The sequence below is a fragment of the Halomonas sp. G11 genome, assembly GCF_001663515.1.
Classification (GTDB): domain Bacteria; phylum Pseudomonadota; class Gammaproteobacteria; order Pseudomonadales; family Halomonadaceae; genus Vreelandella.
The window spans coordinates 49,685-73,533 of sequence record NZ_LYXG01000002.1 but is presented as its reverse complement, the minus strand read 5'-3'; the positions used below and the strand labels follow the sequence as shown (position 1 = coordinate 73,533).

The window sequence follows — 23,849 nt, the reverse complement described above, 5'->3', positions numbered from 1 at the left end:
GATGTGTCGTCCAGCGATGCTACCCCTTTCATTTAGATGCGTTAGCACCGCTAATCAGGAGATTTGATCATGAGCACTTTCAACACCAACGAGTGGACACAGCAGTTCGACAATTTCTTCATGGCTCCAGCACGCGCTTATGCCGCGCTGAGTGTCGACATGACAGAAAAGCTTTTCAATGCGCAGCTTGATGCGCAGAAAGCCTACGTCGATACCAGCCTTGCCCAGGCACGCAAGCTGATGAGCGTCAAAGACGCCGAAGAACTTCGCAGCTACATGGAAAATCAGCAGAAAGTGGCTAAAGAAGTGGCAGAACGCCTCAAAAGCGATGCGGATAACGTTGTTTCTCTACAGCAGGACTTCGTTCAGAAAAGCCAGAAGATTACCGAAGACAACATCAAGCAGGCGCAAACGGCTGCCAGCAAGATGGGTAAAACGGCCTGATTGGCATAACAGGTCGCTTGCATGATTGAGTGTCATGCGCATAAAGGTAGACGATAATTGACGAGCCGCCAGCCACCGCTGGTGGCTTTTTTATTGCCCTGGCCTTATTACCCGACCAGCATTACCAGCCCAGTGCGGATTTCACAAACGGGATGGTCAACTTACGCTGGGCGGAAAGCGAGGCTTGATCCAGCGTTTCCAGCGCTCGGCAAAGCGCGCCAAGTTCACGCGGCCCGCGATGCAGAATATAGCGGCCTACGTCGTCGGGCAATTGCATCCCACGGGCATGGGCCCTTAACTTTAGCGCCGCCAGACGGTCATCGTCATTGAGCGGATGCAGGTGGAACACCGTCCCCCAGGTCAGCCGCGAAGCCAGGTCGGGTAAAACCACCTGCAATTGGCGAGGCGGCGCATTGGCGGCAATCACGAGATGCTTGCCGGCATCGCGCAGGCGATTGAAAGCATGAAAAAGCGCTTCCTCCCAGCGCTTCCGGCCTATCACCTGCTCCAGATCATCGATACAGACCAAGTCGAGCCGCTCGATATCTTCCAGCATCAAGGGTGGAAAATGACCTAGCTCGGCCAACGGCAGGTAAAGGGCCCGCTTGTCTCGATCGGAAGCGGCATGACAGGCAGCCTGCAATAAATGGCTACGCCCTGAACCCGGCAGGCCCCATAGATAAATGAAATCCTCGCCGGTTTGCGCCCACTGCTGCTTTAGGCGGTCAAGCAATGCCGCATTGACCTCCCCAGCGTAATAGTTATGAAACGTAGCGTCGTCGCGCAAACCCACCCCGAGGGGGAGCTGCGCCGGCACCTGGCTCATGAAGACTCCCTATCATCGCCGATCGCGGGCATCTCGTGGGCGTTGTGATCGTCATCGGCGTTATACAGATCACTGTTGATGTAACGGTCCCTGGCCTCACGCAGCAGCACCATGATGACCGCCGCGGCGGGCAAGGCAAGCAACACCCCCGTCAGGCCGAACAAGTTCCCACCCGCCAGCACTGCAAAAATAACCGCGACCGGGTGAAGGCCTATCTTGTCGCCTAACAGCTTGGGTTGTAAAACCACGCTTTCCGCCACCTGGCCAATCGTAAACACGGCGACAACACCCAGAAGCCCCCACCAGGTACCAAACTGGAAAAGCGCGACAATCAGCGCCACGCACAGCCCCAGGATAAAGCCAAGAAACGGCACGATGCTCACCAGGCCGGAAACCACCCCGATCAACAAGCCAAAGTCCAGCCCGATCAGGGTCAACCCGCTTGCGTAGATAATGCCCAGGCAAAGCATGACCAGCAGCTGGCCACGCAGGAACGACGCCAGCACTTCATCACAGCGGCTCACCAGACGGCTAACATCATCCGCCCATTGGCGAGGGATCAGGTTGCCAATATTGGTGATAAGGCGATCCCAGTCCAGCAGCAGGTAAAACGTCACGACAGGGATCAGCGCCACGTAGGTGATCCAAGACACGAAGGCCATCCCGGAGCGGCCTATCTGCCCGAGTGCCTGGGCCAGATAACCACCGGCATCGCGCCAGTTCTCGACCAGCGTCTCGCGCACATTGACCAGTTCAGAACGTAGGTCGTAACCGGTCCATTCGAACACCTGCGGCGCCAGGGTATTTTCCCCCCAGGCAAAGATACCCGGCACGGCGTCACTTAACTGCTTCAACTGCTGAATCACGAGGGGGATGATGATCAGCAGGCTGACAACCAGCACCAGCAGCAGCACACAGAAAACGCTGCTGACGGCCACCGCACGATTCATCCCCCAACGCTGGAAGTGATTGGCCAGCGGGTCCGCCAGATAGGCCAGGATGATACCGGCAATAAACGGCATTAAAACGGCATCCAGCAGATACAAGATTCCAAACACCAGAATTAACAGCAGAATCCCCCACCATGAATTGCGCATATAACTCCTTTAGATGGCCACTGTCACGATAGCCTACTATGCCGGATATAAAGAAAAACCGCCTGCTTTTGTTAACGTCATACGCGAGCCGATGCGAGCCTTGCCACCGGGTGTTACAATCCCGTTCAATTATTGCCCGGCTCTGGCGGCGTTCGCCAGTCACTATCGCACCGTAATTTGCTCCATAGGACCTGTCATGACCGACACCTCTTCTTCGCACGCCTCATCGGGACCGTCACTCAGTTATAAAGACGCAGGCGTTGACATCGATGCTGGCAATGCGCTGGTCGATCGCATCAAGCACGTTGCCAAGCGCACGACGCGCCCGGAAGTCATGGGCGGGCTCGGCGGATTCGGCGCGCTTTGCGAGCTACCTCAAGGGTATCAACAGCCGGTACTGGTCTCCGGCACCGACGGCGTGGGCACCAAGCTGCGTCTCGCCATGACCCTCGGCAAACACGACACCATCGGCATTGACCTGGTGGCCATGTGCGTCAACGATCTTATCGTTGCCGGTGCCGAGCCCTTGTTGTTCCTCGACTACTATGCCACGGGTAAATTAAATGTCGATATCGCGGCGGACGTGGTCACCGGTATCGGTGTCGGCTGTGAACAGGCAGGCTGCGCGCTTGTCGGTGGCGAGACCGCCGAAATGCCCGGCATGTACGAAGGGGACGACTACGACCTGGCCGGATTCTGCGTTGGCGTGGTCGAGAAAAGCGAGATCCTCGATGGCAGCCGCGTAGCGGAAGGCGACGTTTTACTCGGCCTGGCCTCCTCCGGGCCTCACTCAAACGGCTACTCGCTGATTCGCAAGATTATCGAGCACAGCAATGCGCCACTGGATACCGAGGTCGACGGTGTTGCGCTGGGCGATGCCCTGATGGCGCCGACGCGCATTTATGTCAAGGCGCTGCTTTCCCTGCTACGGGAGACCGACCTATCGGTTCATGCGCTTTCCCACATCACCGGTGGCGGGCTGCTCGAGAACATTCCCCGCGTGCTCCCCGACTCTCTCGCAGCACGCATCGATACCCAGGCGTGGACGCGACCAGCGGTATTCGACTGGCTGCAAACCCAGGGAAATGTCACCGACACCGAAATGTACCGGGTTCTTAACTGCGGTATCGGTATGGTCGTCGTCGTCCCTGAAGCCGAGGCCAGCCAGGCAATGCGCCACCTCGAAGCCCAAGGCGAAACCGTCTATCGACTGGGACAGATTGAACCACGCCAGCAGGATGCCGTGGTGTTGGAGAATTTACCGGCATGAGCAGCACCGACTACAACAGCGACACCTTGACGGACATGACCCCCGAGCCCACTACGCCGCCTCGCGTGGTCGTGTTGATTTCCGGCAGTGGCAGCAACCTGCAAGCGCTTATCGAGGCACAGTCACACGACCGCCTGGGTGGCGAGGTTGTGGCCGTTATATCCAACGAGGCCGATGCCTATGGCCTCAAGCGCGCCCGTGACGCCGGTATTGATGCCGTTGCACTGCCGCACCGGGAATACGACAGTCGTGAGGCTTACGACGGGGCACTGATCAAGGTGATTGAACGCCATGAGCCCGACCTCATCGTACTGGCGGGCTTCATGCGTATTTTGACTCCCCGCTTTGTGCAGCGCTTCCTGGGCCGGATGCTGAACATCCACCCCTCGCTGTTACCGGCTTACCAGGGTCTCAACACCCACGCCCGCGCCCTCGCGGACGAGGCCAAGCAGCATGGCTGCAGCGTTCATTTCGTTACCGAGGAACTGGATGGCGGGCCGGTGGTATTACAGGCCGAACTCAACGTCACCTCTGACGATGACGTTGAATCGCTGAAGCAGAAAGTCCAGGCCCGTGAACACCTGATCCTGCCCATCGCCGTACAATGGTTTTTACAGGGGCGCCTTCAATACAGCGGTGACGGCGCCACCATGGACGGCCACCTCTTGCCCCTCCATGGCATGCGACTGTCCCACGCCGACGCCGCCGAAGAGCTCGACGAGTCCGAGTCCGTCTAGGCAGGTCCTACGCCAACGTACAAAAAAGCCGAGCGGCCAACACCGCTCGGCTTTTTTGCTTGGCAGACAGGCATCATTCAGGTACGCGGTAACGTCACGCCGCGCTGGCCCATGTACTTGCCGCCACGATCCTTGTAGGAGGTCTCGCACACTTCGTCGGATTCCAGGAACAGCATCTGCGCGACACCCTCGTGCGCATAGATTTTGGCCGGCAGATTGGTCGTGTTCGAGAACTCCAGGGTGACGTGCCCTTCCCACTCCGGTTCCAGGGGAGTGACATTGACGATGATCCCACAACGGGCATAGGTGGATTTACCCAGGCATATCGTCAACACATTGCGCGGAATACGGAAATACTCCACCGTCCGCGCCAGCGCAAAGGAGTTGGGCGGAATAATGCAGACATCGCCTTTGACGTCGACAAAGCTTTTATCATCAAACGCTTTGGGGTCCACGATCGCCGAATGAATATTGGTAAAGACCTTGAATTCATCGGAGCAACGGACATCATAGCCATAGCTGGATGTGCCGTAGGAAATAACGCGCTGGTCGTTAATGTAACGGACCTGGCCCGCTTCAAAAGGCTCAATCATGGCATCACTTTCTGCCATGCGCCGGATCCATTTATCGGACTTGATGCTCATTGGTTACATCGTCACTCGCTGAAGGAAATAGTGGGACTTTCTTTATTCTGGTCATCAACACTTTGCGCCACCCGCGTGGCAATCGCGGCAAACGTCTGGCTGACCGACCCCTCCGGCTCCGAAACGACGCTTGGCCGACCTGAGTCGGTCAGCTCACGAATGGACAGGGTCAATGGCAAACGACCCAATACCTCGGTTTCATATTCCTCGGCAATACGGTCGCCGCCGCCAGCACCGAATATCGGGGCTTCATGGCCGCACTTTTCACAGTGGTAAAGGCTCATGTTTTCCACCACACCCAGTACAGGCACATTCACCTTGCGGAACATCTCGATGCCTTTCCGCGCATCCAGCAGGGCGATATCTTGCGGCGTGGTCACGATCACAGCCCCGGAAACGGCAACTTTCTGGGCCAGGGTCAACTGGATGTCGCCAGTGCCGGGTGGCATGTCGATAAGCAGAAAATCCAGGTTATCCCACTGGGTTTGATTGAGCATCTGCTGGAAAGCGCCCACCACCATGGGCCCACGCCAGACCATGGCTTCACGGGTATTGACCATGAACGCCATCGACATGGCTTGCAGCCCATGGGCCTCCAGCGGCAGGAATTTATCGTCACCCGACGCCTGCGGCCGCACTCCCTCGGCGACTCCCAGCATTTGCGCCTGACTGGGGCCATAGATATCCGCATCCAGAACGCCCACACGATAGCCTTGGGCGGATAACGCCAGCGCCAGGTTCACGGTAACCGTAGACTTGCCGACGCCCCCCTTACCCGAGGCCACAGCGATGATATGTTTTACGCCTTCCATTTAGACAGACTCCTCGTCTGGCGTTGAATCAATAAGTGCAAGAATCATACTCCTCGCGGGCCAAATCATAAACCGGCACCAAAAAGAACGGGTGCTGACGTATCAGCACCCGCTCATCCAGGCTACAACGCTTGTAAAAAGTGCCTAGCTGGCTTCGTCTTCCTGGTTGTCGCTTTCGCTGTCAGACGATGGCTCGTCACCGCTCTGGCTGGCATCGTCATCGCCGCTCCCTTGATTGGCGCTTTCACCGGCATCATTGGCCGCATTACCAGTACGCGAATCCAGCGTGGAGAGCTCATCACGCCATTCATTCAACTGGGTTTCCAAGCGCTCCAGTTGCTCTTCACGGGTAGACACCTGATCGTCAATCTTGGCCAGTTCCTCGCGGCCCATTTCGATGGCGACCATGATATCTTCCATCTCGCTGCGCACATCGTTCAGGCTACTCTCTTCCTCTTCGCGCAGCGCTTTCAGCGAATCGACCTCTTCTTGCAACGCATCGCGCTCGCTGGCAACGCTGTCACGGGCCTGCTGAACCTCATCGCGCTCCGCTTCAGCGTTGGCGATGTCGTCTTGAAGGCTGGACAAGCGCTCATTCGCCTGCTCAATCTGGCTGTTGACGTCATCCAGCGTTTCTCTGGCGGCGTCACGCTCTTCAACCGCCTGCTGACGTTCGTTGGCCGCTTCCTGCCGGGCTTCTTCTGCCTCTTGGCGCGCATCTTCAGCATTCTGACGGGCTTCTTCGGCTTCCTGGCGCGCCTGATCAGCTTCCTCGCTGGCCTGCTGAACCTGATCACGCTCTGCGCGCAGGGTTTCCAGCTCGCTTTCCGCGTCGCTTACCTGCTGGTTCAGTTCGTCAACGCTGGTTTGCAGCGAGTCGCGCTCTTCTTGCAGTGACTCAAGCTCAGAACGCGTATCGCTCACTTGCTGCTGGAGGTTTTCCAGGGCCTGCTGCTCTTCGGACTGCTGGTTTTCAAGCGTACTCATTTCCTCCTGCAGTGCCGACAGATCCGCTTCGGCATCGTCAACTTCGTTGAGTTGCTGGGTCAGCGATGTGTTTTCTTCCTCAACGTTTGCCACCTGCTCTTCCAGCGCCGCGACACGGTCCCGGCTGGTGCCGACGTTTGACTGAGCCATTATCGCCCAGATCACGGCAATCGCGGCGATACCCGCGATCCCCTTCACGCGATTATCACGAAACAGTGTCTTCATATCCGGCTTGCTATCGGTCGGCTTTTGATCGGTTTGCTGCTCGTCTGACATGTCGCCTCTCCCTTTGGTATTCGCTGCGCGTTACGCGTACCGGTGTTGGCTGCGCATTGGGCAGCAGACAGTGATAACTATCAGCCTGCTAGCTACCAGCATACACAGCTTAGAGTATCTAGCCACTCTGAGGGCAAGACGCTAGCGTTGATAGTTTAACGCTAGTCGCCAGAACCGGCGGGTGGCGTTGGATGCTTACCTTGGCGAAACCCCTTGGCATCGGTCTGATCCACGTCGAACCATGCCAGCTGTGCGTTCAATGACACCACATGACCGACAATCAACAAGGTCGGAGGCTTTATGTAACCGGTATAGAAAGTATCAGGCAGGGCGCGCAAGCTGCCAATATGCGTTTGTTGCTGCTGTGTCGTGCCCTGCTCAATCAGCGCCAGCGGCGTATCGTCGGCCATGCCGTGAGTGATCAGCGCTTTGCAGATCACCTCGACACTCCCCAACCCCATATAAAACACCAGCGTCTGACCCGGGCGCGCCAATGTCTGCCAGTCCAGATCACACTCACCGTTTTTGAGATGGCCGGTGACAAAACGCACCGATTGCGCATGGTCGCGGTGGGTCAGCGGAATACCCGCATAGGCTGCACAGCCCGACGCTGCCGTAATCCCCGGAATCACCTCCACGGGGACACCCGCCTCTATCAGGGTTTCAAGCTCTTCCCCTCCACGGCCAAAAATAAACGGGTCGCCCCCCTTGAGCCGAACCACGCGGTTGCCTGCTCTGGCCCAGTCCACCAGGGCCTGGTTGATACCCTCCTGGGGAACACTGTGCGACGAACGTGCCTTGCCAACATAAAACTGCTGAACCCTTGACGGCAGCAGCGCCAGGATCTCGTCGCTTACCAGGCGGTCGTGCAACACCACATCCGCATGCTGCAAGCGCTTGAACGCCTTGAGCGTCAGTAACTCAGGATCCCCTGGCCCAGCCCCTACCAGGCTGACGCGCCCCTGCATGCATGCGTCATCTTGTATAGACGTGCTGTGCGACAAAACACACCTCATCGGAATAAAAAGACTATTTAATATGCACAAACGTAATGCTTTTCGCTCGTATATGCCATTAGCAACGTTAAACCAACGTATTATATATCTTTTTAGTCTCATTGCTTTTCTAGATATAGCAAAAAAATATGTAAATGTATCAAATTGTAGGAAATAGCTTACATTCCAATTACGTTTTTAAGGCTATCCTAGCCGATTGTTTTTTGATGGCACCGCTTTCCAATGGTACAGCTTCGGAGATTCACGCATGTCCGTGAATGATATCCCCTTATCGCTCAACGCCGAGCAACTTATCAGTCAGATTCCTGGCGTCGTCTTTCAGTTCTTCCGGCACCACAATGGCCATATGTCCATTCCGTTCATGGAAGGCGCCGGGGTGACGTCAGCACCGATTGATCGCGACCAACTGGCAGAGGATGCCCATACGGCGCTCGAGCAGTTGACCGGCGCGGATTATCCGAAACTGATGTCAGCCATTGAACGCTCGGCCCAGGGCATGCTGCCGCTGGCCACTCGGTTCCGCCTTGCGCCACCCGGGCATAAAGCAAAGTGGATAGGCGTCAGCGCCACCCCCGAACCCATGCCGAATGGCGTTCGCTGGCATGGCATCATGATGGATATCAGCGACCAGGTCAGCGAAGAACAGCGGCTTCGCAAGCTGTGCGATACCGACCCCCTTACCAGCCTGCCTAACCGGCGCAAGCTAATGGTCCAGTTGACCCACCTGGCATCGCTGAGCTCGCGACACGGCACTCCGCTATCCATCATGATGCTCGACATCGACCACTTTAAACATATCAACGACCGGTGGGGGCATCTCCAGGGCGATGACGTCCTGAAACGGCTGGCCACCCTGGCGCAATCGCTGCTGCGCAGTGAGGACATGATTGCCCGGCTGGGGGGTGAAGAATTCATGGCCCTCTTGCCACTTACCCCGGTCAAGCAATGCCATCAGTTGGCAGACCGGTTACGCCATCAAATTGCTGAACATGATTTCGGCATCGGCGTCGGCAAGGTCACGCTGAGCATCGGAGTTGCCGAATATCGTTGTGGCGAACCCATCGCGAGCCTGATCGAGCGCGCGGATCAGGCGCTTTACAGTGCCAAAGATGTTGGTCGTGACTGCGTCTGCCTTCTATCCTGATAGTGCAAGACATTCATCATCCTTATTAAGGAGGTAGTCAAATGACCTCACTGGCCCAACAACAGTGTGAACCCTGCAGCGGCGACGCACGGCCCATGACGCGTAGCGAGTGCGAAAGCCAGCTAAAGACCCTACCCGAGTGGCGAATTGTCGATCACGATGGCATTATGAAGCTGTCACGCAGCTTTACGTTTCGTGATTTTGCCAATGCGCTGGCGTTCACACAGCGCGTGGGCGAACTGGCCGAACAGGCGGGCCACCACCCCGTGATCACCACCGAGTACGGGAAAACCACGGTCACCTGGTGGAGCCACGCGATTGATGGTCTGCACCAAAATGATTTCATTCTTGCCGCTAGAACCGACGAGGTAGCCGAATAAATGTTTGAGCATATTGAGCGAGTCCCCGGAGACGCCATTCTTGGGCTAATCGAAGCTTTCAAAAAAGACACCAATCCTCAGAAAGTCGACTTAGGCGTTGGCGTTTACCGCGATGCGCACGGCAATACGCCGGTAATGCGTGCGGTCAAAGAGGCCGAAGCTCGCTTGCTCAGCAATGAAACCACCAAAACCTATATTGGTTCCCACGGCGCTCCCGCCTACGGGGGCGTTGTGCTGCCAATGGTACTGGGTGCCAGTTCACCCGTACTGGAAGCCAATCGTGCCAGTGCCACCCAGTCGCCTGGGGGTACGGGGGCACTGCGTCTAGCGGCCGATTTCATTGCCACCCAACTGCCCGACAGGGGCATTTGGGTCAGCGACCCGACCTGGCCCAATCACCATGGCATCTTTACCGCCGCAGGTATCGAGTTGCACAAGTACCCCTATGTCGACCCCGATAACCGCCTCGACTTTGACGGCATGCTGGGGGCGTTGAAGAAGATCCCCAAAGGCGATGTGGTCGTACTTCACGCCTGCTGCCACAACCCTACCGGGTTCGACCTTTCCAAGTCCCAGTGGCAGCAAGTGCTCGAGGTGGTTAAAGAGCGCCAGCTACTGCCGCTCATCGACTTTGCCTATCAAGGGTTCGGAGAAGGCCTGGATGAAGATGCCTACGGTGTTCGGCTGTTTGCCGAGCAGTTGGACGAGGTCATCATCACCAGCTCGTGCTCGAAAAACTTCGGCATTTACTGCGAGCGCACCGGCTGCTTGATCATGGTGGCTAAAGATGCCGAGCAGATGGAAAACATCCGCTCACAGGTCGCCATTGTCGCGCGGGAAAACTACTCCAACCCGCCCGCACACGGCGGTGCCATTGTCAGCGAGATTCTGCATGACGCTGAACTGTCCGCCATGTGGCGCGAGGAGTTGACCGAAATGCGCGACCGCATCAACACCCTGCGTCGTGATTTCGTCGAAGCCCTGAAACCCTACGGGCTGGATGAGAAGTATGCGTGTGTTGCCGAGCAGCGCGGCATGTTCTCCTACACCGGCCTGACGCCGGAACAGGTCGACAGACTGCGCGACGAGTTCGGTATCTATATGGTGCGCTCGGGTCGCGCCAACGTGGCCGGTTTCTCCCAGGAAAACCTGCCTTACCTGGCGAAGGCGATTGCCGCGGTTAACGACTAGACACGCAGGCAAAGTGCGTTTCCATGCCCAGGCTTGCCTGGGCATTTTTGTTTAGCCCCTCACCGATACCCCATTAACCAGAGGCAGTCATGGCGACGCAACATCACTACCCGTGGTACAAGAAAGAAGACACCGACGCATTCTTCGCTTTGTTCCAGAACAACATTGCGAACTTTGTCATCATTGCCATCACCATGCTTGGCATGGGTTTTCCTGCCTCCATCGTCTATGGACAAGTGCTGCCCGGCGCGGCGGTTGCCGTGATGGTCGGCAATTTCTATTACGCCTGGAGCGCCTCACGGCTAGCCCGCAAAGAGCAGCGCACGGATGTGACCGCCTTGTCCTACGGCATTTCCACGCCGGTCATGTTCGTCTTCCTGTTCGGCGTCTTGCTGCCCGCCAAGGAGCTGACAGGAGATGTCACCCTCGCCTGGCAAGTGGCAGTAGCCGCCTGCTTTATCAGCGGCGCCATTGAAGCCGCCATCAGCCTGATCGGCCGCTGGGTGCAATATCATCTTCCGCGAGCTGCCATGCTCGGCGCCGTTGCCGGGGTGGCGCTGACCTTTATTGCTGGCGAAATGTTGTTCAAAACGCTGGAAATGCCGGTGATTGGCTTGCTGGTGCTGGCCATCATTATTGTCGGCTTGCTTGCCCGGGTCAGCATGCCACTGAAAATCCCCACCTCGCTATTCGCGATCATTTTGGGCACCGCAATGGCCTACTTGATTGGTGATGCAGGTGGAGATCGCTTCAGCGACGCCTTTACTCACCTGGGTTTTTACCCGCTGCTGCCCAATCTGGCCTGGTGGGAAGGCCTGGGGCTGCTGGCCACTGGCATGCTCGCCATTCTGACCGTGGTGTTGCCGATTACGCTGTATAACGCCATCGAAACCATGAACAACGTCGAGGCCATGGAAGCCGCCGGCGACAAGTACGACGTACGTGAATGCCAGGCGGTCGATGGGGTAGGCACCATGCTGGGAGCCCTGTTTGGCGGCGTCTTCCCCACCACGGTGTATATTGCCACCGTTGGGGCGAAGTGGATGGGGGCCGGGCGTGGCTATAGCCTGCTGAACGGGGCCGTTTACGCCATCGCCACCATGTTCGGGTTAATCGCCATGATTTCGGCGATCATCCCCGTCTCGGTGGTCGCTCCTATCCTGGTCTTTGTGGGCATTTCCATGATCGCCACGGCGTTTCAGTCCAACGACAGCCGTTACTACCCCGCGGTCGCGCTGGCCATGCTGCCCTACTTTGCCAACTACGTGATGACGCGCTTTAACCGCGGCGCTGAAGACATCGTCAGCGATATTTCCACCGCCATTGTGGCCACCGGTCAGGGCGCCATGTTCATGGCCATTTTCCTGGGCGCCATGACGGTCTCCGTGATCGATCATCAGTTTCGACGGGCAGCCATCTTCGCCCTGATCGCAGCGGCTTTCTCGTTTGTCGGCTTGATGCACGCGTCAGAGCTCGGCATCAACGCGGCACCCAGTTTCAGCATGGGCTATCTGGCGATGGCACTTTTGTTCGGCTACTTTGCGTTTCAGGAAAAGCCCACATCATCTAGCCCGTAACCCCCGCTTGCCGGTGAGGACGGGACAGAATACGTCTCAGCAGCAGCCAGGCGACTAACCCGGCAAGCACATTACCCAAGGCCGCTCCGGCGGCCAATCCCCACCATCCGGCCAATTGCTCACCGAGCCACAGACAGGGTAAGTAGCACACAAACAAGCGTGCGCCAGACAGTAGCATCGCACGTAATGGCCACCCCAGCGCATTGCCCGCGGATACCACCAGCATACAGACGCCAAGCGCCGCATAGCTTGGCAGCAGGAAGCGAATCAGCAGCACCAGTTCATGCTGCACATCCGGGTTGCCTGCCAGCGCCATGCCAAGCCAGGGCGCCCCCAGCGCCAGCAATATACCCAGGGTCAACTGCCAGACCACCGCCACACCCAGCGCCAGGCGCAGGAGACGATGGATCTGGTCCCAATCACCGGCCCCATAGCAACGCCCCAGCCAGGGCGGCAACGACATCGTCATGGCTAAAATCACCATTAACGACAGCGTTTCCAGGCGGCTTGCCAATCCCCAGGCAGCGACTTGGCTCTCACCCAGGCCAGCCACCACCGAAATCGCCAGCATGGCGGCCAGGGGCGGCATAAGCTGACTCACCATGGCCGGTGCCGCAATGCCCATGAAAGGCCGCCAAGACTGCCGACCTTCCTGCCATAGCCCTTCTCGCGAAGCCCAGCCGCGTTTCCACAAACGGCCCCCGGTTGCCAGCAACCCAAAGCCAAAGGCAATCGCCGTCGCCCAGGCGGCTCCCGGCAGCCCCCAGCCGGGCCACGGCCCTATGCCGAAGATCAGTACGGGATCCAGGGCCAGGTTGATCAGACTGGTGATCACCATCATTTTTCCCGGCAGCCGGGTATCGCCATGGGCACGAAAAACGCTGTAGACAAAATAGAGCAGTGCCCCTAGCCAGGCCGATAACAGCTGCGGCGGCCAATAGCTGCGCAAATACCCAAAGGTGTTGCTTTCGGCGCCTAACAAACTGAATATCGGCATCTGAAAGGCCCACAGCAGCATAGCCAGACAAGCAATCACGGCGCCACCCGCCATCAGCACCAGACTGCTCAACCGCTTGGCACGGGCCTTTTCACCAGCCCCCAGCGCACGGGATATCAACGCCGCGATGGCGATCCCCATCCCCACCTGAATCCCGATGATCAGAAACGACAGCGGGAAGGTGAACGACTGGGCAGCCAGCGGCACCGTGCCCAAGCGGGCGATAAAGGCGCTATCAACCAGTTGAAACCCAAGTAGCGACAATACCCCAATCGCCATCGGCCAGGTTTGCCGCCACAGGGTTTTGCCCAATCCTGCCGTTTGCTGAGTGCTAGCCGCCAACACCTATACTCCTGTTGAATAAACGCAAAAAACGCCACCACCCCCGAAGGCGTGGTGGCGCTTTTAGAAGCGCTGAATTACTGGCGAATACCTTCGAAGGTCACATAAAGCTCCAGCTCATGCATGGCTTCGGGGAAGTCGCGCATATCAATACCAAAATCGCCCAGCGTAATCATGGTGCTGCCTTCAAAGCCAGCACGGTAGCCACCCCAGGGGTCTTCGCCTTCGCCCATCAGGGTGACGGGCATTTCAATTTCCTGGGTTTGACCATGCAGGGTCAGATCGCCGGTCACCACACCTTCATCATCACCGGTCGACTCAAAACCTGTCGAGGTAAAGGTAGCCGTGGGATATTCTTCTGCGTTGAGGAAATCACTGCTCAAAATGTGACGATCGCGTTCGCCATGGTTGCTGTTCAGGCTGCTTACCTGGACTTCCATGTCGACAGATGATGCATCGAGATCATCGGCGTCGTAGCTGAACTCACCCGAGAAATCTTCAAAGCTACCCAGGATGTAGGAATAGCCCAGATGGCTGATCTTGAACTGTACAAAGGCGTGCTGCCCCTCAGTATCGATGGTGTAATCAGCTGCCTGAGCCTGGCCCAGCGTGACAAGCCCTGCGGCGGCAACGGCCGTGGTCAGTAAGGTTTTCTTCAACATGCTGCAACTCCTTTCTCGATGAAAAGCACCGTCTTGAAAGGTGCTCCTTGAAGCCATCCCGTCGGGAAAGCCTGATACGTCAACGCGATGTGGGTTTCAACATACGCCGTAATGTGTCGTAGCGATCATGAAAGTGGTGCTTGAAGGCTGCCAGCGAGTGCCCCACAGCCAGCAACATCAAGGCCCAGGCGCTGTACCAATGCAGGTCACCGGCAATCACCGACTGTTGTGGCAAACCATGCACCAGCGCAGGCACGACGAACCAGTCAAAGACATTAATACCACTTCCATCCGCAGTGGAGATCAAATACCCCGTGGTCATGACCACAAGCAGGGTGACATACAGCATTACGTGGCCCAGGTGCGCCATCAGAATGGCAAGTCGGCTTCCATGCCCCCGGGGCGTAGGCTGCGACCACCGCCAGGCGATGCGCGCCAGGGTCGCGGCGAAAAGCAGCATGCCAATCGAGCGATGTACCCAGGGGCCCAGATTGTACCAAGGGTCATAATACCCCAACCCGGTCATCCACCAGCCCAAGGCAAAGAGCCCGACAATCGTGATGGCACTTAGCCAGTGCAACATAATACTGATGATGCCCCAGCCAGCTTGCGTGTTTCCCCACATCGGATATTCCTTTCTTGGACGCCTTCCTTAGGCGTGATCTGAAAGTGATGATAGCGGCAAAATGGATTGTAAACCGCTGAAAAAAGCAGAACACACCATTCGTAAAAAACGTTGGACAACGCCTTTACATAATCAAGACGGGCTAAAAAAACCGGCCATGGGCCGGTTTCAGATCGCGTTTGGCAGGCGACTAACCTGCCAGCAAGGCATCCAACCCTCTGGCGAGATCATTTTGAATGTCTCGCTGGTTTTCCAGCCCGACGGCGACACGCACCAGCCCCGGCGAAATACCGGCAGCCGCTCGTTGCTCATCGCTCAAGCGACCATGTGTGGTCGTGGCGGGATGGGTGATCGTCGTTTTGACATCTCCCAGGTTGCCGGTGATCGACAGCATGCGGGTCGCATCGATCACCTGCCACGCGCCCTCCTGACCATAGAGGACCTCGAACCCAAGCACCGCGCCAAAGCCGTCCTGCTGCTGCCTGGCGAGTTCATGCTGCGGATGGTCGACCAGGCCGCTATAGAACACCTTGTTAACCGCTGGGTGGGCATCAAGCCATTCGGCAAGGGTTTGAGCCTGTTCACAGTGAGCCTTCATCCGCAGCGAGAGCGTTTCCAACCCTTTGGTAAATATCCAGGCGTTGAACGGACTCATGCAGGGGCCACAGGTGCGCACGACGCCAAACACCTCTTCCAGCACCTCGTGTTTACCCACCACGGCACCGCCTACCGCACGCCCCTGCCCATCGAGGTACTTGGTTGCGGAGTGAATCACCAGGTCAGCCCCCAGCGCGATGGGCTGTTGAAGGGCCGGTGTCAAAAAGCAGTTGTCGATCGCAAGCCAGACATCATGGCGTTTAGCCAACGCTGACAGTGCGGCGATATCGGCTACTTCAGACAGCGGGTTCGACGGCGTTTCAGCAAACAGCAAGCGTGTCTTGGGGGTGATCGCCGCTTCCCACGCCGCCAGGTCAGAAAGCTCCACATAGCGCGTGGTAATACCCAACTTGGCGAAATATTTATCGAACAGGCTGACCGTTGAACCAAACAATGACCGCGACGCAACGATTTCATCGCCTGCCGACAGCAGCGCCAGCACCGTTGACAGGATAGCGGACATCCCCGAACTGGTGGCCACGCAGCGTTCGCCGCCCTCCAAGGCTGCCAACCGGCGCTCGAAGGTATGCACGGTCGGGTTGGTAAAGCGGGAATAGACATTACCGGCCTCGTGACCGCCAAACTTGCGCGCTGCTTCAGCGGCGCTCTCATACACGAAGCTGGATGTGGGAAAAATCGGCTCCGCGTGTTCCTGCTCAAAGGTACGCTCGTGTCCCGCCCGAATCGCTAGCGTTTCCAGCGACCACGCGTCTTGCTGGCTGTCATCTTGCATGGGCTAGTCTCTTGTTCAAACACACCGTTTAATCGTCCAGGTCGTCGTCATCCTGATTATGCATATCGACCAGGGCGTGGTCACCGGCGCTCTGGTCTTTCGCCAGGTCGTTACGGCTGGCCTCCAGTACCGCCAGGTAGGCATCGTCGATATCACCCGTGACGTAGTTGCCATCAAACACCGAACAGTCAAAGGCTTCCAGTTCAGGGTTCACTTCACGGCAGGCATCTTTCAGGTCTTCAATATCCTGATAGAAAATCCGGTCGGCACCTATCAACTCGCCGACTTCTTCTTCCGTACGCCCATGGGCAATCAATTCAGAGGCCGCGGGCATGTCGATGCCGTAAACGTTGGGATAACGCACCGGAGGCGCTGCAGAGGCAAAGTAGACCTTTCGCGCTCCGGCGTCGCGGGCCATCTGGATGATCTGCTTGCAGGTGGTGCCGCGCACAATGGAGTCATCCACCAGCAGCACATTTTTATCTTTAAACTCGATGTCGATGGCATTCAGCTTCTGGCGCACCGATTTCTTGCGCTGGGTCTGCCCCGGCATGATGAAGGTTCGGCCGATATAGCGGTTCTTCATGAACCCTTCGCGGTAGGTAACACCCAGGTGCTGCGCCATTTCCAGCGCCGAGGTACGCGACGTATCGGGAATCGGAATCACCACGTCGATATCGTGATCGGGCCATTCGTTGAGCACACGGTCGCCGAGCTTACGCCCCATCTGCATGCGGGTACCGTAGACATAGGCGCCGTCGAGAATCGAATCGGGCCGCGCCAGGTAAACGTGTTCGAAAATACACGAGCGCAGTTGGGGACGGTCGGCACACACCTGGGTATGCACGTTGCCCTGCATATCGACAAAGACCGCTTCACCCGGCGACAGGTCACGCTCCAGCTCAAAGCCACCCACATCCAGGGCAACCGACTCGGAGGCGATCATGACATCCTGGCCGTTTTCGGCCTGGCGGGTCCCGAACACCACCGGCCGAATGCCGTGGGGGTCACGAAACGCCACCATGCCAAACCCGTTGATAATCGCGACGGCTGCATAGCCCCCCTGGCAACGACGATGCACCCGGCGTACGGCATCAAAGATATCCTCGGCTTCCAGGTGCAGGCCCTGCTTGCCCAGCTCGTGGGCAAATACATTGAGCAGCACCTCGGAGTCCGAGCTGGTGTTGATATGGCGAAGGTCCGTCGAAAACAGTTCCTGCTTGAGCTGTTCGGAATTGGTCAGGTTGCCGTTGTGGGCAAGCGCGATACCATAAGGGGAATTGACATAAAAAGGCTGCGATTCGGCTTCGCTGGAGGAACCGGCGGTGGGATAACGGACGTGCCCGATACCTAGGTTGCCTTTCAAACGCGCCATGTGACGGGTATGAAACACATCGCGCACCAGGCCGTTACTCTTGCGCAGTAAAAAGCGTCCCTCGCTCCAAGTCATCATCCCGGCAGCGTCCTGGCCGCGATGCTGAAGAACGGTCAGGGCATCGTAAATACCCTGATTTACCGCTTGCTTGGCCAGAAGGCCGACGATACCGCACATTCCCGTTACCTCGCTTGATGCTGGCTTAACCTACGTAAGCCGGTACATGTCAGATAAAACTATCAAAGTTCACGCCCCTGGCGTAAATCCGGCAGCGTGATGTCGTTGAGCGTGGACGGCGCTTCGGGAAGTTCACCGCCCCATTGATCCAGCCGGTTAATGGCGTAGTTGCGCAATTCAATAAAGGTGGGGCGTAGCGTTGCCTGCTGCCACGCCTGAAGCTCTGACAGTGGCGTCAGCATAATCAGCACGGTCACCACCAGCAGGATGACCGCCCCACGCGCGATGCCAAACGCAGCACCGGCAAAGCGGTTAAGCAACCCCATGCCGACCCACTCGACCGCCGCATGCACCAACCTGATGACAATGCCGCATAGCAGAATGACCGCAAAAATCACTAGCGCAAAGGCCAGCACCAGGCGCGCGTCAAAACTGTCGATGAAACCGCTCATCAACTCGGCGACGGGCTCGGCCAGCACCCTGGCCACCATCAGGGCAATCACCCAGGCCGCCAGACCCAGCGCTTCGCGGACAAAACCGCGTACAAACCCCGCCAGCATTGACAGCGCCAGCACCGCTAAAAAGGCGGCGTCTATCCAGGTAAGCGCCATGGTTATTCCCGAACTCGAACCAGCAGGCCTTGGACATTGGCTCGCTGTTTAACATCGCTCATTGCCGCTTCGCCCTCTTCCGAGGTCGCAAAGGGGCCGACATAGACGGTTGTCATGTCATTATCCCGGTCGCGCTGGTAAACGGCAAAGCCTTCGCCGCTTAGCTGTTCGCTCAAGCGTCGCGCGTTATCAGGGTTGCCGAAGCTGCCAACCTGAACCGCCCATTCGCCAGCTGAATCGGCCTGCGAAGTCGACTCTGCCTGGTCGTCGGCGGGTTGCTCCTCAGGCGTATCACTCACTGACTGGCTATTTGACGCGATCAGGTCGGCAATCGGATCGCTCTGCTCGCTCACTGGTGCTTCGTCGGCGTCACTGGCCGCCTGCGCTTCGTCTGAGGCGCCATCATCATTACTAGTCAGTTGATCAGTATCCGGGCTGGCGGGATCCACTTCAAGCGGCTCGTCAATTGCCTGAGCGGCCACGCTCGGGTCTACCTGTTCGGCGGGGTTGCCAATCGATTCAGGGCGCTGCGGAGGGTCAACATCACGGCGCTCGACTTCCACCGGTTGCTCGATGACAAAATTCGGTTGGGGACGCTCTTCGCGCGGCGCTGGGTCGCTCATCAGCCACGGCACGATGATGGCCAACAGCGCGAGCAGAATGACGATACCGCTGATCCGTTCCGTTTTACCGTATTTCATATCCCTCTCCATCAAGCGATGCTACGCCTGTGGCAATGGCTGCGCTGATAGCGCCGCCACCGTGAAAAAAGAGCCTGTCGCCAGCACACGATCCTCCGGGCCCAGCCGCGTCGCCAGCCATTCCACTCCCGCCATCGGGGATGCCGCGCAATGATGCACGCGTCCGCCCTGGGCTGCAATCCGCTCGGCGAGTTCAGTGGCTTCACGGCCGCGCTCACCGTCAAGGCTCACGCACACCCAGTCATCAATACGCGATGATAGCGCGGCGATCACGCCATCGGCATCTTTATCGCTTAACATGCCGATGAGTCCCCATTGCGTCGCACCTGCCGCGACAGGGGGCAGATGGCGCGCCAGATAATCCGCTGCATGGGGGTTATGCCCTACATCGAGACACCATTGACCGTGCCACTGCATTCGCCCGGGCACCACCAGGTTGGTCAGGGCCGTCTGGGTCGGATACGCCTCCAGCACAACGCCAGCCAGCACCAAGGCTTGCAGTGCCGTCGCGGCGTTATCTATGGGCAAGCCTGGGTCGGGCAAGGCATCGAGTGTCAGCGCATCGCCTGCGGCGGTGTGGCCCTGCCAGCGCCAGCAGGCCGACGCGGGGTCGACTGTATGCTCGAAGTGACGTCCAAGTTGATAAACGGGGGCTGACAGGGCGTCGGCGATATCCGCCACGCTCTCTGGCAGATCGCGGCTGCCCAGGACAGCAGGCCGTTGCGAACGGAAGATACCGGCTTTCTCGCGCCCTATCTGGGCAATGTCGGTACCCAAAAAACCGGCGTGGTCCTGGGCAATGGTCGTGACGATCGCCACATCGGCATCGACAATATTGACGGCATCCAGGCGCCCACCAAGCCCTACTTCCAGCACGGCCAGATCAAGCGGCTGCTGGCACAGGCACCAGAGAGCACATAGCGTCCCGGCTTCGAAGTAGGTCAGACTAACCGCCGGTGCGACTAGCCTTGCCTGCTCGACGGCTTCAAAGCCCGCGACCAGCTGTTCGTCGCTCGCCATGCCGCCATCAAGCTGAACGCGCTCGTTGTAGCGCAGCAAATGGGGAGACGTATAGGTCCCCACTCGCAGACCATGAGCGCGCGCCACGCTATCGATGATTGCCAGGGTCGAGCCCTTGCCGTTAGTGCCCGCAACGCTGATGACCCGCTTGGCAATGGGACGTTGCAACAGGCCCATTCGGTCAGCCACCTGACTGACCCGATCCAGCCCCAGTTCGATCCCCACCGGGTGGAGGGTTTCCAGATGGTCAAGCCACTGCGCCAGCGTTTTAGGCATTGCGGGAGGAATCGTCGCGCTTGGCAGTGTCTGATTGGCTATTACCGTTAATCGCCTCGATCCACTCGGGGTCTTCCGCCTGCTCGGCCACCTGGGGTTCGTCGACCACCGGCTCAAATACCATGGGCTCTTCTTCGGGCTCAGGATCACTACCGGCCAGCGGCTGGTGGGTCAGCTTGCGCAGCACACCACCAACGCGCTCGCGCATATCGTGACGATGCACGATCATGTCTACCGTGCCGTGCTCAAGCAGAAACTCGCTGCGCTGGAAGCCTTCCGGAAGGGTTTCGCGCACGGTTTGCTCAATGACCCGCGGGCCGGCAAAACCGATCAGCGCATTGGGTTCGGCAATATTCAGATCACCAAGCATGGCAAGCGATGCAGAGACGCCCCCAAAGACCGGATCGGTCAGCACCGAGATATACGGAATGCCTTCCTGCTTGAGCTTTTCAAGCGCTGCCGAGGTTTTCGCCATCTGCATCAGCGAGAACAGCGCTTCCTGCATGCGCGCCCCGCCGGAAGCCGCAAAGCAAATCAACGGTACTCGAGATTCCAGCGCCAGGGTGGCGGCGCGCACGAACTTCTCGCCAACCACCGCGCCCATGGAGCCGCCCATGAAGGTAAATTCGAACGCCACGGCCACTACGGGCAAGCCATTCAACTCACCACGCATGGCAACCAGCGCGTCTTTTTCGGCGGTTTCTTTTTGTGCTGCGGTCAAGCGATCCTTGTACTTCTTGGAATCGCGGAATTTGAGGCGGTCGACCGGCTCAATCTCGGCCGCAATTTCTTCGCGACCCGTCTTGTCCAGGAACCAATCCAGCCGCTTGCGCGCCGTCAACCGCAGGTGGTGATTGCACTTCGGGCAAACACTTTGATGCTTCTCTAACTCGGGAAGATAGAGAACGGCTTCGCACTTAGGGCATTTGCGCCAGAGACCATCGGGAACGCTAGCGCGACGGTCCTTACGCTGGATACGCCCCATGGAGGGCACAATCTTATCTAACCAGCTCATATCAAAAAGACTTCCGTTGTACGTCAACGCTTGGCGGGACCAAGCTTGATGAATGGGGTCAAACTAATGTCAGTTAGTGTAGACGATGAAATAACTTATCAGGCATCCATGGCCGAACGCATTTCGCCAAGCACCTGCTTTAACTGGGCGGCAATGGTATCCGGGGCATCGGCACTCTCGGCGATGCGGTTGACCAACGCACTCCCCACAATCACGCCGTCAGCCACCTTGGCGACTTCCGCGGCGGTTGCGCCGTCACGAATACCGAAACCCACACACAACGGCAGGTCGGTCATGCCGCGTAACGGCTCGAGATGCTCTGCCACGTCGGCGGCATTGAGCGTCGCGGCACCGGTCACCCCCTTGAGTGACACATAGTACAGATACCCTTCGCCGTGGGCGCATATTGTAGCGGCCCGGGCATGGGAAGTGGTAGGTGCAACGAGAAAAATAGCCGCCAGGTCGCGTGCTTTCAGAAGCGGGCCAAACACGTCCGCTTCTTCCGGGGGCATATCCACGGTCAATACACCATCGACGCCTACCGCTGCGGCTTTATCGGCAAAGGTATCGTAGCCGATACGCTCGATGGGGTTGAGATAGCCCATCAACACCACAGGCGTGGTGGTATCGGTCTGGCGGAATTCGGCCACCATGTCGAGCAGGTCGACCAGCCGGGTGCCCTGCTTGAGCGCGCGCTCGCAGGCCTTTTGAATGACCGGGCCGTCTGCCATGGGGTCTGAGAAGGGTACGCCCAACTCGATGATATCCGCACCGGCTTCCACCAGGGCATGCATAAAGCCAACGGTGTACTGGGGCGCCGGGTCCCCGGCGGTAATGAAGGGAATCAGGGCCTTGCGGCCCTGCTGTTTTAGTTCACTGAAACGCTGATCAATACGGTTCATGCTTGCCCTTAGAAACTTATGACCTTGGAAACTTATGACCTTGGATACTTGTGACTCTGGAAACTACTGGCCCTTAAATGTCGATGCCGTCGATCTTGGCCACTGTCATAATGTCTTTGTCACCACGGCCTGACAGGTTAATCACGATATGCTGATCAGGGCGCATGGTGGGCGCCAGCACCTTGGCGTAAGCCAGCGCGTGGGCCGTTTCGAGGGCAGGCATGATGCCTTCCATGTGCGTGAGTTCGCGAAACGCCTCAAGCACGTCATTGTCGTTGGCGGCCACGTAATTTACCCGACCGACGTCTTTCCAGAGGGCATGCTCGGGGCCCACGCCCGGGTAATCCAGCCCGGCAGAAATCGAGTGGGTATCCGACACCTGCCCGGCCTCATCCGACATCAGGTAGGTACGGTTACCGTGCAGCACACCGCGCGGTGCGTTGGACGACAGCGGCGCCGCGTGACGCCCTGTTTCCACCCCGTCACCACCGGCTTCGACGCCATACATGGCCACATCGTCGTCTTCCACGAAGGGATAGAACAGGCCAATGGCGTTGGAGCCACCGCCCACGCAGGCAACCAGTGCATCAGGCAGGCGGCCAATCTGCTCAAGTGACTGGCGGCGTGCCTCACGCCCCACCACGGCGTTGAAATCACGCACCAGTTGGGGATACGGGTGAGGCCCTGCCACGGTACCGATAATATAAAAGGTGTTATCGACGTTGGTGACCCAGTCACGCAGCGCTTCGTTCATGGCGTCTTTCAGGGTACGGGTGCCCGACTCGACCGGAATCACCCGCGCGCCCAGCAAACGCATGCGATAGACGTTCAGCTTCTGGCGTTCGACGTCTGCAGCGCCCATGTAAACATCGCACTCAAGCCCCAGACGCGCCGCCACCGTGGCGGTTGCCACGCCGTGCTGACCCGCGCCGGTTTCGGCAATGACACGGGGTTTGCCGGTCTTTTTGGCCAGTAACGCCTGACCAATGGTGTTGTTTACCTTGTGAGCGCCGGTATGGTTCAGGTCTTCGCGCTTGAGCCAGATTTGCGCCCCACCGAGGGCCTGTGACCATCGTTCAGCGTGATACAACGGCGATGGCCGCCCCACGAAGTGGGCAAGATCACGGTCAAACTCAGCCTGAAAGTCGGGGTCGTCACGCAGACTCAAGTAGGTCTGCTCCAATTCTTCCAGGGCAAAGCTCAGGGTTTCCGACACGAACCGGCCGCCGTAGGGGCCAAAATGGCCACGGGCATCCGGCATTTGAGTCAACTCACTGAAACGTGTTTTTGAAACGCTTTCAGAAGCACCAGTTGCTGAGACTGTCACAGGGATACCTCACAAGATCGCCAGAACA

General features: G+C 58.1%; 24 protein-coding genes. 7 read left to right on the top strand and 17 right to left on the bottom strand.

Features of this window, described 5'->3' with window-relative positions:
* The first annotated feature begins 69 nt into the window (after positions 1–69).
* Positions 70–444, top strand: a complete 375-nt coding sequence (locus ADS46_RS01520; RefSeq protein WP_066315349.1) for a phasin family protein — start codon at positions 70–72, stop codon at positions 442–444.
* A gap of 121 nt (positions 445–565) precedes the next feature.
* Here ADS46_RS01520 and hda read toward each other — a convergent pair whose 3' ends face one another.
* Together hda and ADS46_RS01510 are read right to left on the bottom strand one after the other, a co-directional pair.
* Entirely contained in the window at positions 566–1,270 is a 705-nt protein-coding gene (gene hda / locus ADS46_RS01515) for a DnaA regulatory inactivator Hda (RefSeq protein ID WP_066315345.1), read from the bottom strand.
* Positions 1,267–2,367: an AI-2E family transporter gene (locus tag ADS46_RS01510; protein WP_066315342.1), complete on the bottom strand. Its 1,101-nt coding sequence runs from the start codon at positions 2,365–2,367 to the stop codon at positions 1,267–1,269. The genes hda and ADS46_RS01510 overlap by 4 nt, the downstream gene beginning before the upstream one ends.
* Before the next feature lie 196 nt (positions 2,368–2,563).
* Here ADS46_RS01510 and purM point away from each other — a divergent pair, with 196 nt between their 5' ends.
* Both purM and purN read left to right on the top strand, forming a co-directional pair.
* Positions 2,564–3,637: a phosphoribosylformylglycinamidine cyclo-ligase gene (gene purM / locus ADS46_RS01505; protein WP_066315335.1), complete on the top strand. Its 1,074-nt coding sequence runs from the start codon at positions 2,564–2,566 to the stop codon at positions 3,635–3,637.
* Positions 3,634–4,374 (top strand): phosphoribosylglycinamide formyltransferase, encoded by a 741-nt coding sequence (purN, locus tag ADS46_RS01500; RefSeq protein ID WP_066315333.1) that lies wholly within the window; start codon positions 3,634–3,636, stop codon positions 4,372–4,374. Before purM ends, purN begins: the two co-directional genes overlap by 4 nt.
* Positions 4,375–4,451: 77 nt before the next feature.
* Here purN and dcd read toward each other — a convergent pair whose 3' ends face one another.
* The 4 genes from dcd to cobA form a co-directional block, all read right to left on the bottom strand.
* Positions 4,452–5,018: a dCTP deaminase gene (gene dcd, locus ADS46_RS01495; RefSeq protein ID WP_066315332.1), complete on the bottom strand. Its 567-nt coding sequence runs from the start codon at positions 5,016–5,018 to the stop codon at positions 4,452–4,454.
* A gap of 11 nt (positions 5,019–5,029) precedes the next feature.
* Positions 5,030–5,830 carry an iron-sulfur cluster carrier protein ApbC gene (gene apbC, locus ADS46_RS01490; protein ID WP_066315328.1) on the bottom strand — a complete coding sequence of 267 codons (801 nt, stop codon included), beginning with the start codon at positions 5,828–5,830 and terminating at the stop codon, positions 5,030–5,032.
* A gap of 144 nt (positions 5,831–5,974) precedes the next feature.
* Positions 5,975–7,093 carry a kinesin gene (locus ADS46_RS01485; protein ID WP_066315324.1) on the bottom strand — a complete coding sequence of 373 codons (1,119 nt, stop codon included), beginning with the start codon at positions 7,091–7,093 and terminating at the stop codon, positions 5,975–5,977.
* Positions 7,094–7,254: 161 nt separating this feature from the next.
* A complete protein-coding gene (cobA, locus tag ADS46_RS01480; protein ID WP_066315322.1) occupies positions 7,255–8,061 on the bottom strand; it encodes a uroporphyrinogen-III C-methyltransferase in 807 nt (268 codons plus the stop codon).
* A 295-nt stretch (positions 8,062–8,356) separates the two neighbouring features.
* On the opposite strand from cobA, the gene ADS46_RS01475 reads away from it, so the two are divergent.
* From ADS46_RS01475 to ADS46_RS01460, 4 genes are all read left to right on the top strand, one after another.
* Positions 8,357–9,253, top strand: a complete 897-nt coding sequence (locus ADS46_RS01475; RefSeq protein ID WP_066315320.1) for a GGDEF domain-containing protein — start codon at positions 8,357–8,359, stop codon at positions 9,251–9,253.
* 41 nt (positions 9,254–9,294) lie between these two features.
* Positions 9,295–9,633, top strand: a complete 339-nt coding sequence (locus ADS46_RS01470; protein WP_066315311.1) for a 4a-hydroxytetrahydrobiopterin dehydratase — start codon at positions 9,295–9,297, stop codon at positions 9,631–9,633.
* Positions 9,634–10,824 (top strand): aromatic amino acid transaminase, encoded by a 1,191-nt coding sequence (locus tag ADS46_RS01465; protein ID WP_066315309.1) that lies wholly within the window; start codon positions 9,634–9,636, stop codon positions 10,822–10,824.
* Between the two features lie 89 nt (positions 10,825–10,913).
* Positions 10,914–12,401 (top strand): uracil permease, encoded by a 1,488-nt coding sequence (locus ADS46_RS01460; RefSeq protein WP_066315307.1) that lies wholly within the window; start codon positions 10,914–10,916, stop codon positions 12,399–12,401.
* Here ADS46_RS01460 and ADS46_RS01455 read toward each other — a convergent pair.
* From ADS46_RS01455 to trpB, 11 genes are all read right to left on the bottom strand, one after another.
* Positions 12,391–13,677 (bottom strand): MATE family efflux transporter, encoded by a 1,287-nt coding sequence (locus ADS46_RS01455; protein ID WP_066315491.1) that lies wholly within the window; start codon positions 13,675–13,677, stop codon positions 12,391–12,393. The two genes, ADS46_RS01460 and ADS46_RS01455, sit on opposite strands and share 11 nt — an antisense overlap.
* A gap of 140 nt (positions 13,678–13,817) precedes the next feature.
* Positions 13,818–14,402, bottom strand: a complete 585-nt coding sequence (locus tag ADS46_RS01450) for a YceI family protein (RefSeq protein WP_066315294.1) — start codon at positions 14,400–14,402, stop codon at positions 13,818–13,820.
* A gap of 79 nt (positions 14,403–14,481) precedes the next feature.
* Positions 14,482–15,027: a cytochrome b gene (locus tag ADS46_RS01445; RefSeq protein ID WP_066315292.1), complete on the bottom strand. Its 546-nt coding sequence runs from the start codon at positions 15,025–15,027 to the stop codon at positions 14,482–14,484.
* A gap of 190 nt (positions 15,028–15,217) precedes the next feature.
* Positions 15,218–16,417, bottom strand: a complete 1,200-nt coding sequence (locus ADS46_RS01440) for an O-succinylhomoserine sulfhydrylase (protein WP_066315290.1) — start codon at positions 16,415–16,417, stop codon at positions 15,218–15,220.
* A gap of 28 nt (positions 16,418–16,445) precedes the next feature.
* Complete coding sequence (gene purF / locus ADS46_RS01435) at positions 16,446–17,969, bottom strand: amidophosphoribosyltransferase (protein WP_066315288.1); 1,524 nt, start codon at positions 17,967–17,969, stop codon at positions 16,446–16,448.
* Positions 17,970–18,031: 62 nt separating this feature from the next.
* Positions 18,032–18,580, bottom strand: coding sequence for a CvpA family protein (locus tag ADS46_RS01430; protein WP_066315286.1), 549 nt, complete (start codon positions 18,578–18,580; stop codon positions 18,032–18,034).
* A gap of 2 nt (positions 18,581–18,582) precedes the next feature.
* Complete coding sequence (locus tag ADS46_RS01425; RefSeq protein WP_066315283.1) at positions 18,583–19,281, bottom strand: SPOR domain-containing protein; 699 nt, start codon at positions 19,279–19,281, stop codon at positions 18,583–18,585.
* A gap of 21 nt (positions 19,282–19,302) precedes the next feature.
* A complete protein-coding gene (gene folC, locus ADS46_RS01420; RefSeq protein WP_066315278.1) occupies positions 19,303–20,577 on the bottom strand; it encodes a bifunctional tetrahydrofolate synthase/dihydrofolate synthase in 1,275 nt (424 codons plus the stop codon).
* On the bottom strand, positions 20,570–21,592 hold the full coding sequence (gene accD, locus ADS46_RS01415) for an acetyl-CoA carboxylase, carboxyltransferase subunit beta (protein WP_066315276.1): 1,023 nt from the start codon (positions 21,590–21,592) through the stop codon (positions 20,570–20,572). Before accD ends, folC begins: the two co-directional genes overlap by 8 nt.
* A gap of 98 nt (positions 21,593–21,690) precedes the next feature.
* Positions 21,691–22,494 (bottom strand): tryptophan synthase subunit alpha, encoded by an 804-nt coding sequence (gene trpA / locus ADS46_RS01410; protein ID WP_066315273.1) that lies wholly within the window; start codon positions 22,492–22,494, stop codon positions 21,691–21,693.
* Positions 22,495–22,567: 73 nt separating this feature from the next.
* Entirely contained in the window at positions 22,568–23,755 is a 1,188-nt protein-coding gene (gene trpB, locus ADS46_RS01405; protein ID WP_199285239.1) for a tryptophan synthase subunit beta, read from the bottom strand.
* Positions 23,756–23,849: the final 94 nt, after the last annotated feature.

What these genes read in the sequence shown, in the direction of transcription:
- ADS46_RS01520 (WP_066315349.1), top strand. Translation starts at nt 70, where the DNA reads ATGAGCACTTTCAACACCAACGAGTGGACACAGCAGTTCGACAATTTC.
- hda (WP_066315345.1), bottom strand. Translation starts at nt 1,270, where the DNA reads ATGAGCCAGGTGCCGGCGCAGCTCCCCCTCGGGGTGGGTTTGCGCGAC.
- ADS46_RS01510 (WP_066315342.1), bottom strand. Translation starts at nt 2,367, where the DNA reads ATGCGCAATTCATGGTGGGGGATTCTGCTGTTAATTCTGGTGTTTGGA.
- purM (WP_066315335.1), top strand. Translation starts at nt 2,564, where the DNA reads ATGACCGACACCTCTTCTTCGCACGCCTCATCGGGACCGTCACTCAGT.
- purN (WP_066315333.1), top strand. Translation starts at nt 3,634, where the DNA reads ATGAGCAGCACCGACTACAACAGCGACACCTTGACGGACATGACCCCC.
- dcd (WP_066315332.1), bottom strand. Translation starts at nt 5,018, where the DNA reads ATGAGCATCAAGTCCGATAAATGGATCCGGCGCATGGCAGAAAGTGAT.
- apbC (WP_066315328.1), bottom strand. Translation starts at nt 5,830, where the DNA reads ATGGAAGGCGTAAAACATATCATCGCTGTGGCCTCGGGTAAGGGGGGC.
- ADS46_RS01485 (WP_066315324.1), bottom strand. Translation starts at nt 7,093, where the DNA reads ATGTCAGACGAGCAGCAAACCGATCAAAAGCCGACCGATAGCAAGCCG.
- cobA (WP_066315322.1), bottom strand. Translation starts at nt 8,061, where the DNA reads ATGCAGGGGCGCGTCAGCCTGGTAGGGGCTGGGCCAGGGGATCCTGAG.
- ADS46_RS01475 (WP_066315320.1), top strand. Translation starts at nt 8,357, where the DNA reads ATGTCCGTGAATGATATCCCCTTATCGCTCAACGCCGAGCAACTTATC.
- ADS46_RS01470 (WP_066315311.1), top strand. Translation starts at nt 9,295, where the DNA reads ATGACCTCACTGGCCCAACAACAGTGTGAACCCTGCAGCGGCGACGCA.
- ADS46_RS01465 (WP_066315309.1), top strand. Translation starts at nt 9,634, where the DNA reads ATGTTTGAGCATATTGAGCGAGTCCCCGGAGACGCCATTCTTGGGCTA.
- ADS46_RS01460 (WP_066315307.1), top strand. Translation starts at nt 10,914, where the DNA reads ATGGCGACGCAACATCACTACCCGTGGTACAAGAAAGAAGACACCGAC.
- ADS46_RS01455 (WP_066315491.1), bottom strand. Translation starts at nt 13,677, where the DNA reads ATGGCGATTGGGGTATTGTCGCTACTTGGGTTTCAACTGGTTGATAGC.
- ADS46_RS01450 (WP_066315294.1), bottom strand. Translation starts at nt 14,402, where the DNA reads ATGTTGAAGAAAACCTTACTGACCACGGCCGTTGCCGCCGCAGGGCTT.
- ADS46_RS01445 (WP_066315292.1), bottom strand. Translation starts at nt 15,027, where the DNA reads ATGTGGGGAAACACGCAAGCTGGCTGGGGCATCATCAGTATTATGTTG.
- ADS46_RS01440 (WP_066315290.1), bottom strand. Translation starts at nt 16,417, where the DNA reads ATGCAAGATGACAGCCAGCAAGACGCGTGGTCGCTGGAAACGCTAGCG.
- purF (WP_066315288.1), bottom strand. Translation starts at nt 17,969, where the DNA reads ATGTGCGGTATCGTCGGCCTTCTGGCCAAGCAAGCGGTAAATCAGGGT.
- ADS46_RS01430 (WP_066315286.1), bottom strand. Translation starts at nt 18,580, where the DNA reads ATGGCGCTTACCTGGATAGACGCCGCCTTTTTAGCGGTGCTGGCGCTG.
- ADS46_RS01425 (WP_066315283.1), bottom strand. Translation starts at nt 19,281, where the DNA reads ATGAAATACGGTAAAACGGAACGGATCAGCGGTATCGTCATTCTGCTC.
- folC (WP_066315278.1), bottom strand. Translation starts at nt 20,577, where the DNA reads ATGCCTAAAACGCTGGCGCAGTGGCTTGACCATCTGGAAACCCTCCAC.
- accD (WP_066315276.1), bottom strand. Translation starts at nt 21,592, where the DNA reads ATGAGCTGGTTAGATAAGATTGTGCCCTCCATGGGGCGTATCCAGCGT.
- trpA (WP_066315273.1), bottom strand. Translation starts at nt 22,494, where the DNA reads ATGAACCGTATTGATCAGCGTTTCAGTGAACTAAAACAGCAGGGCCGC.
- trpB (WP_199285239.1), bottom strand. Translation starts at nt 23,755, where the DNA reads ATGCCGGATGCCCGTGGCCATTTTGGCCCCTACGGCGGCCGGTTCGTG.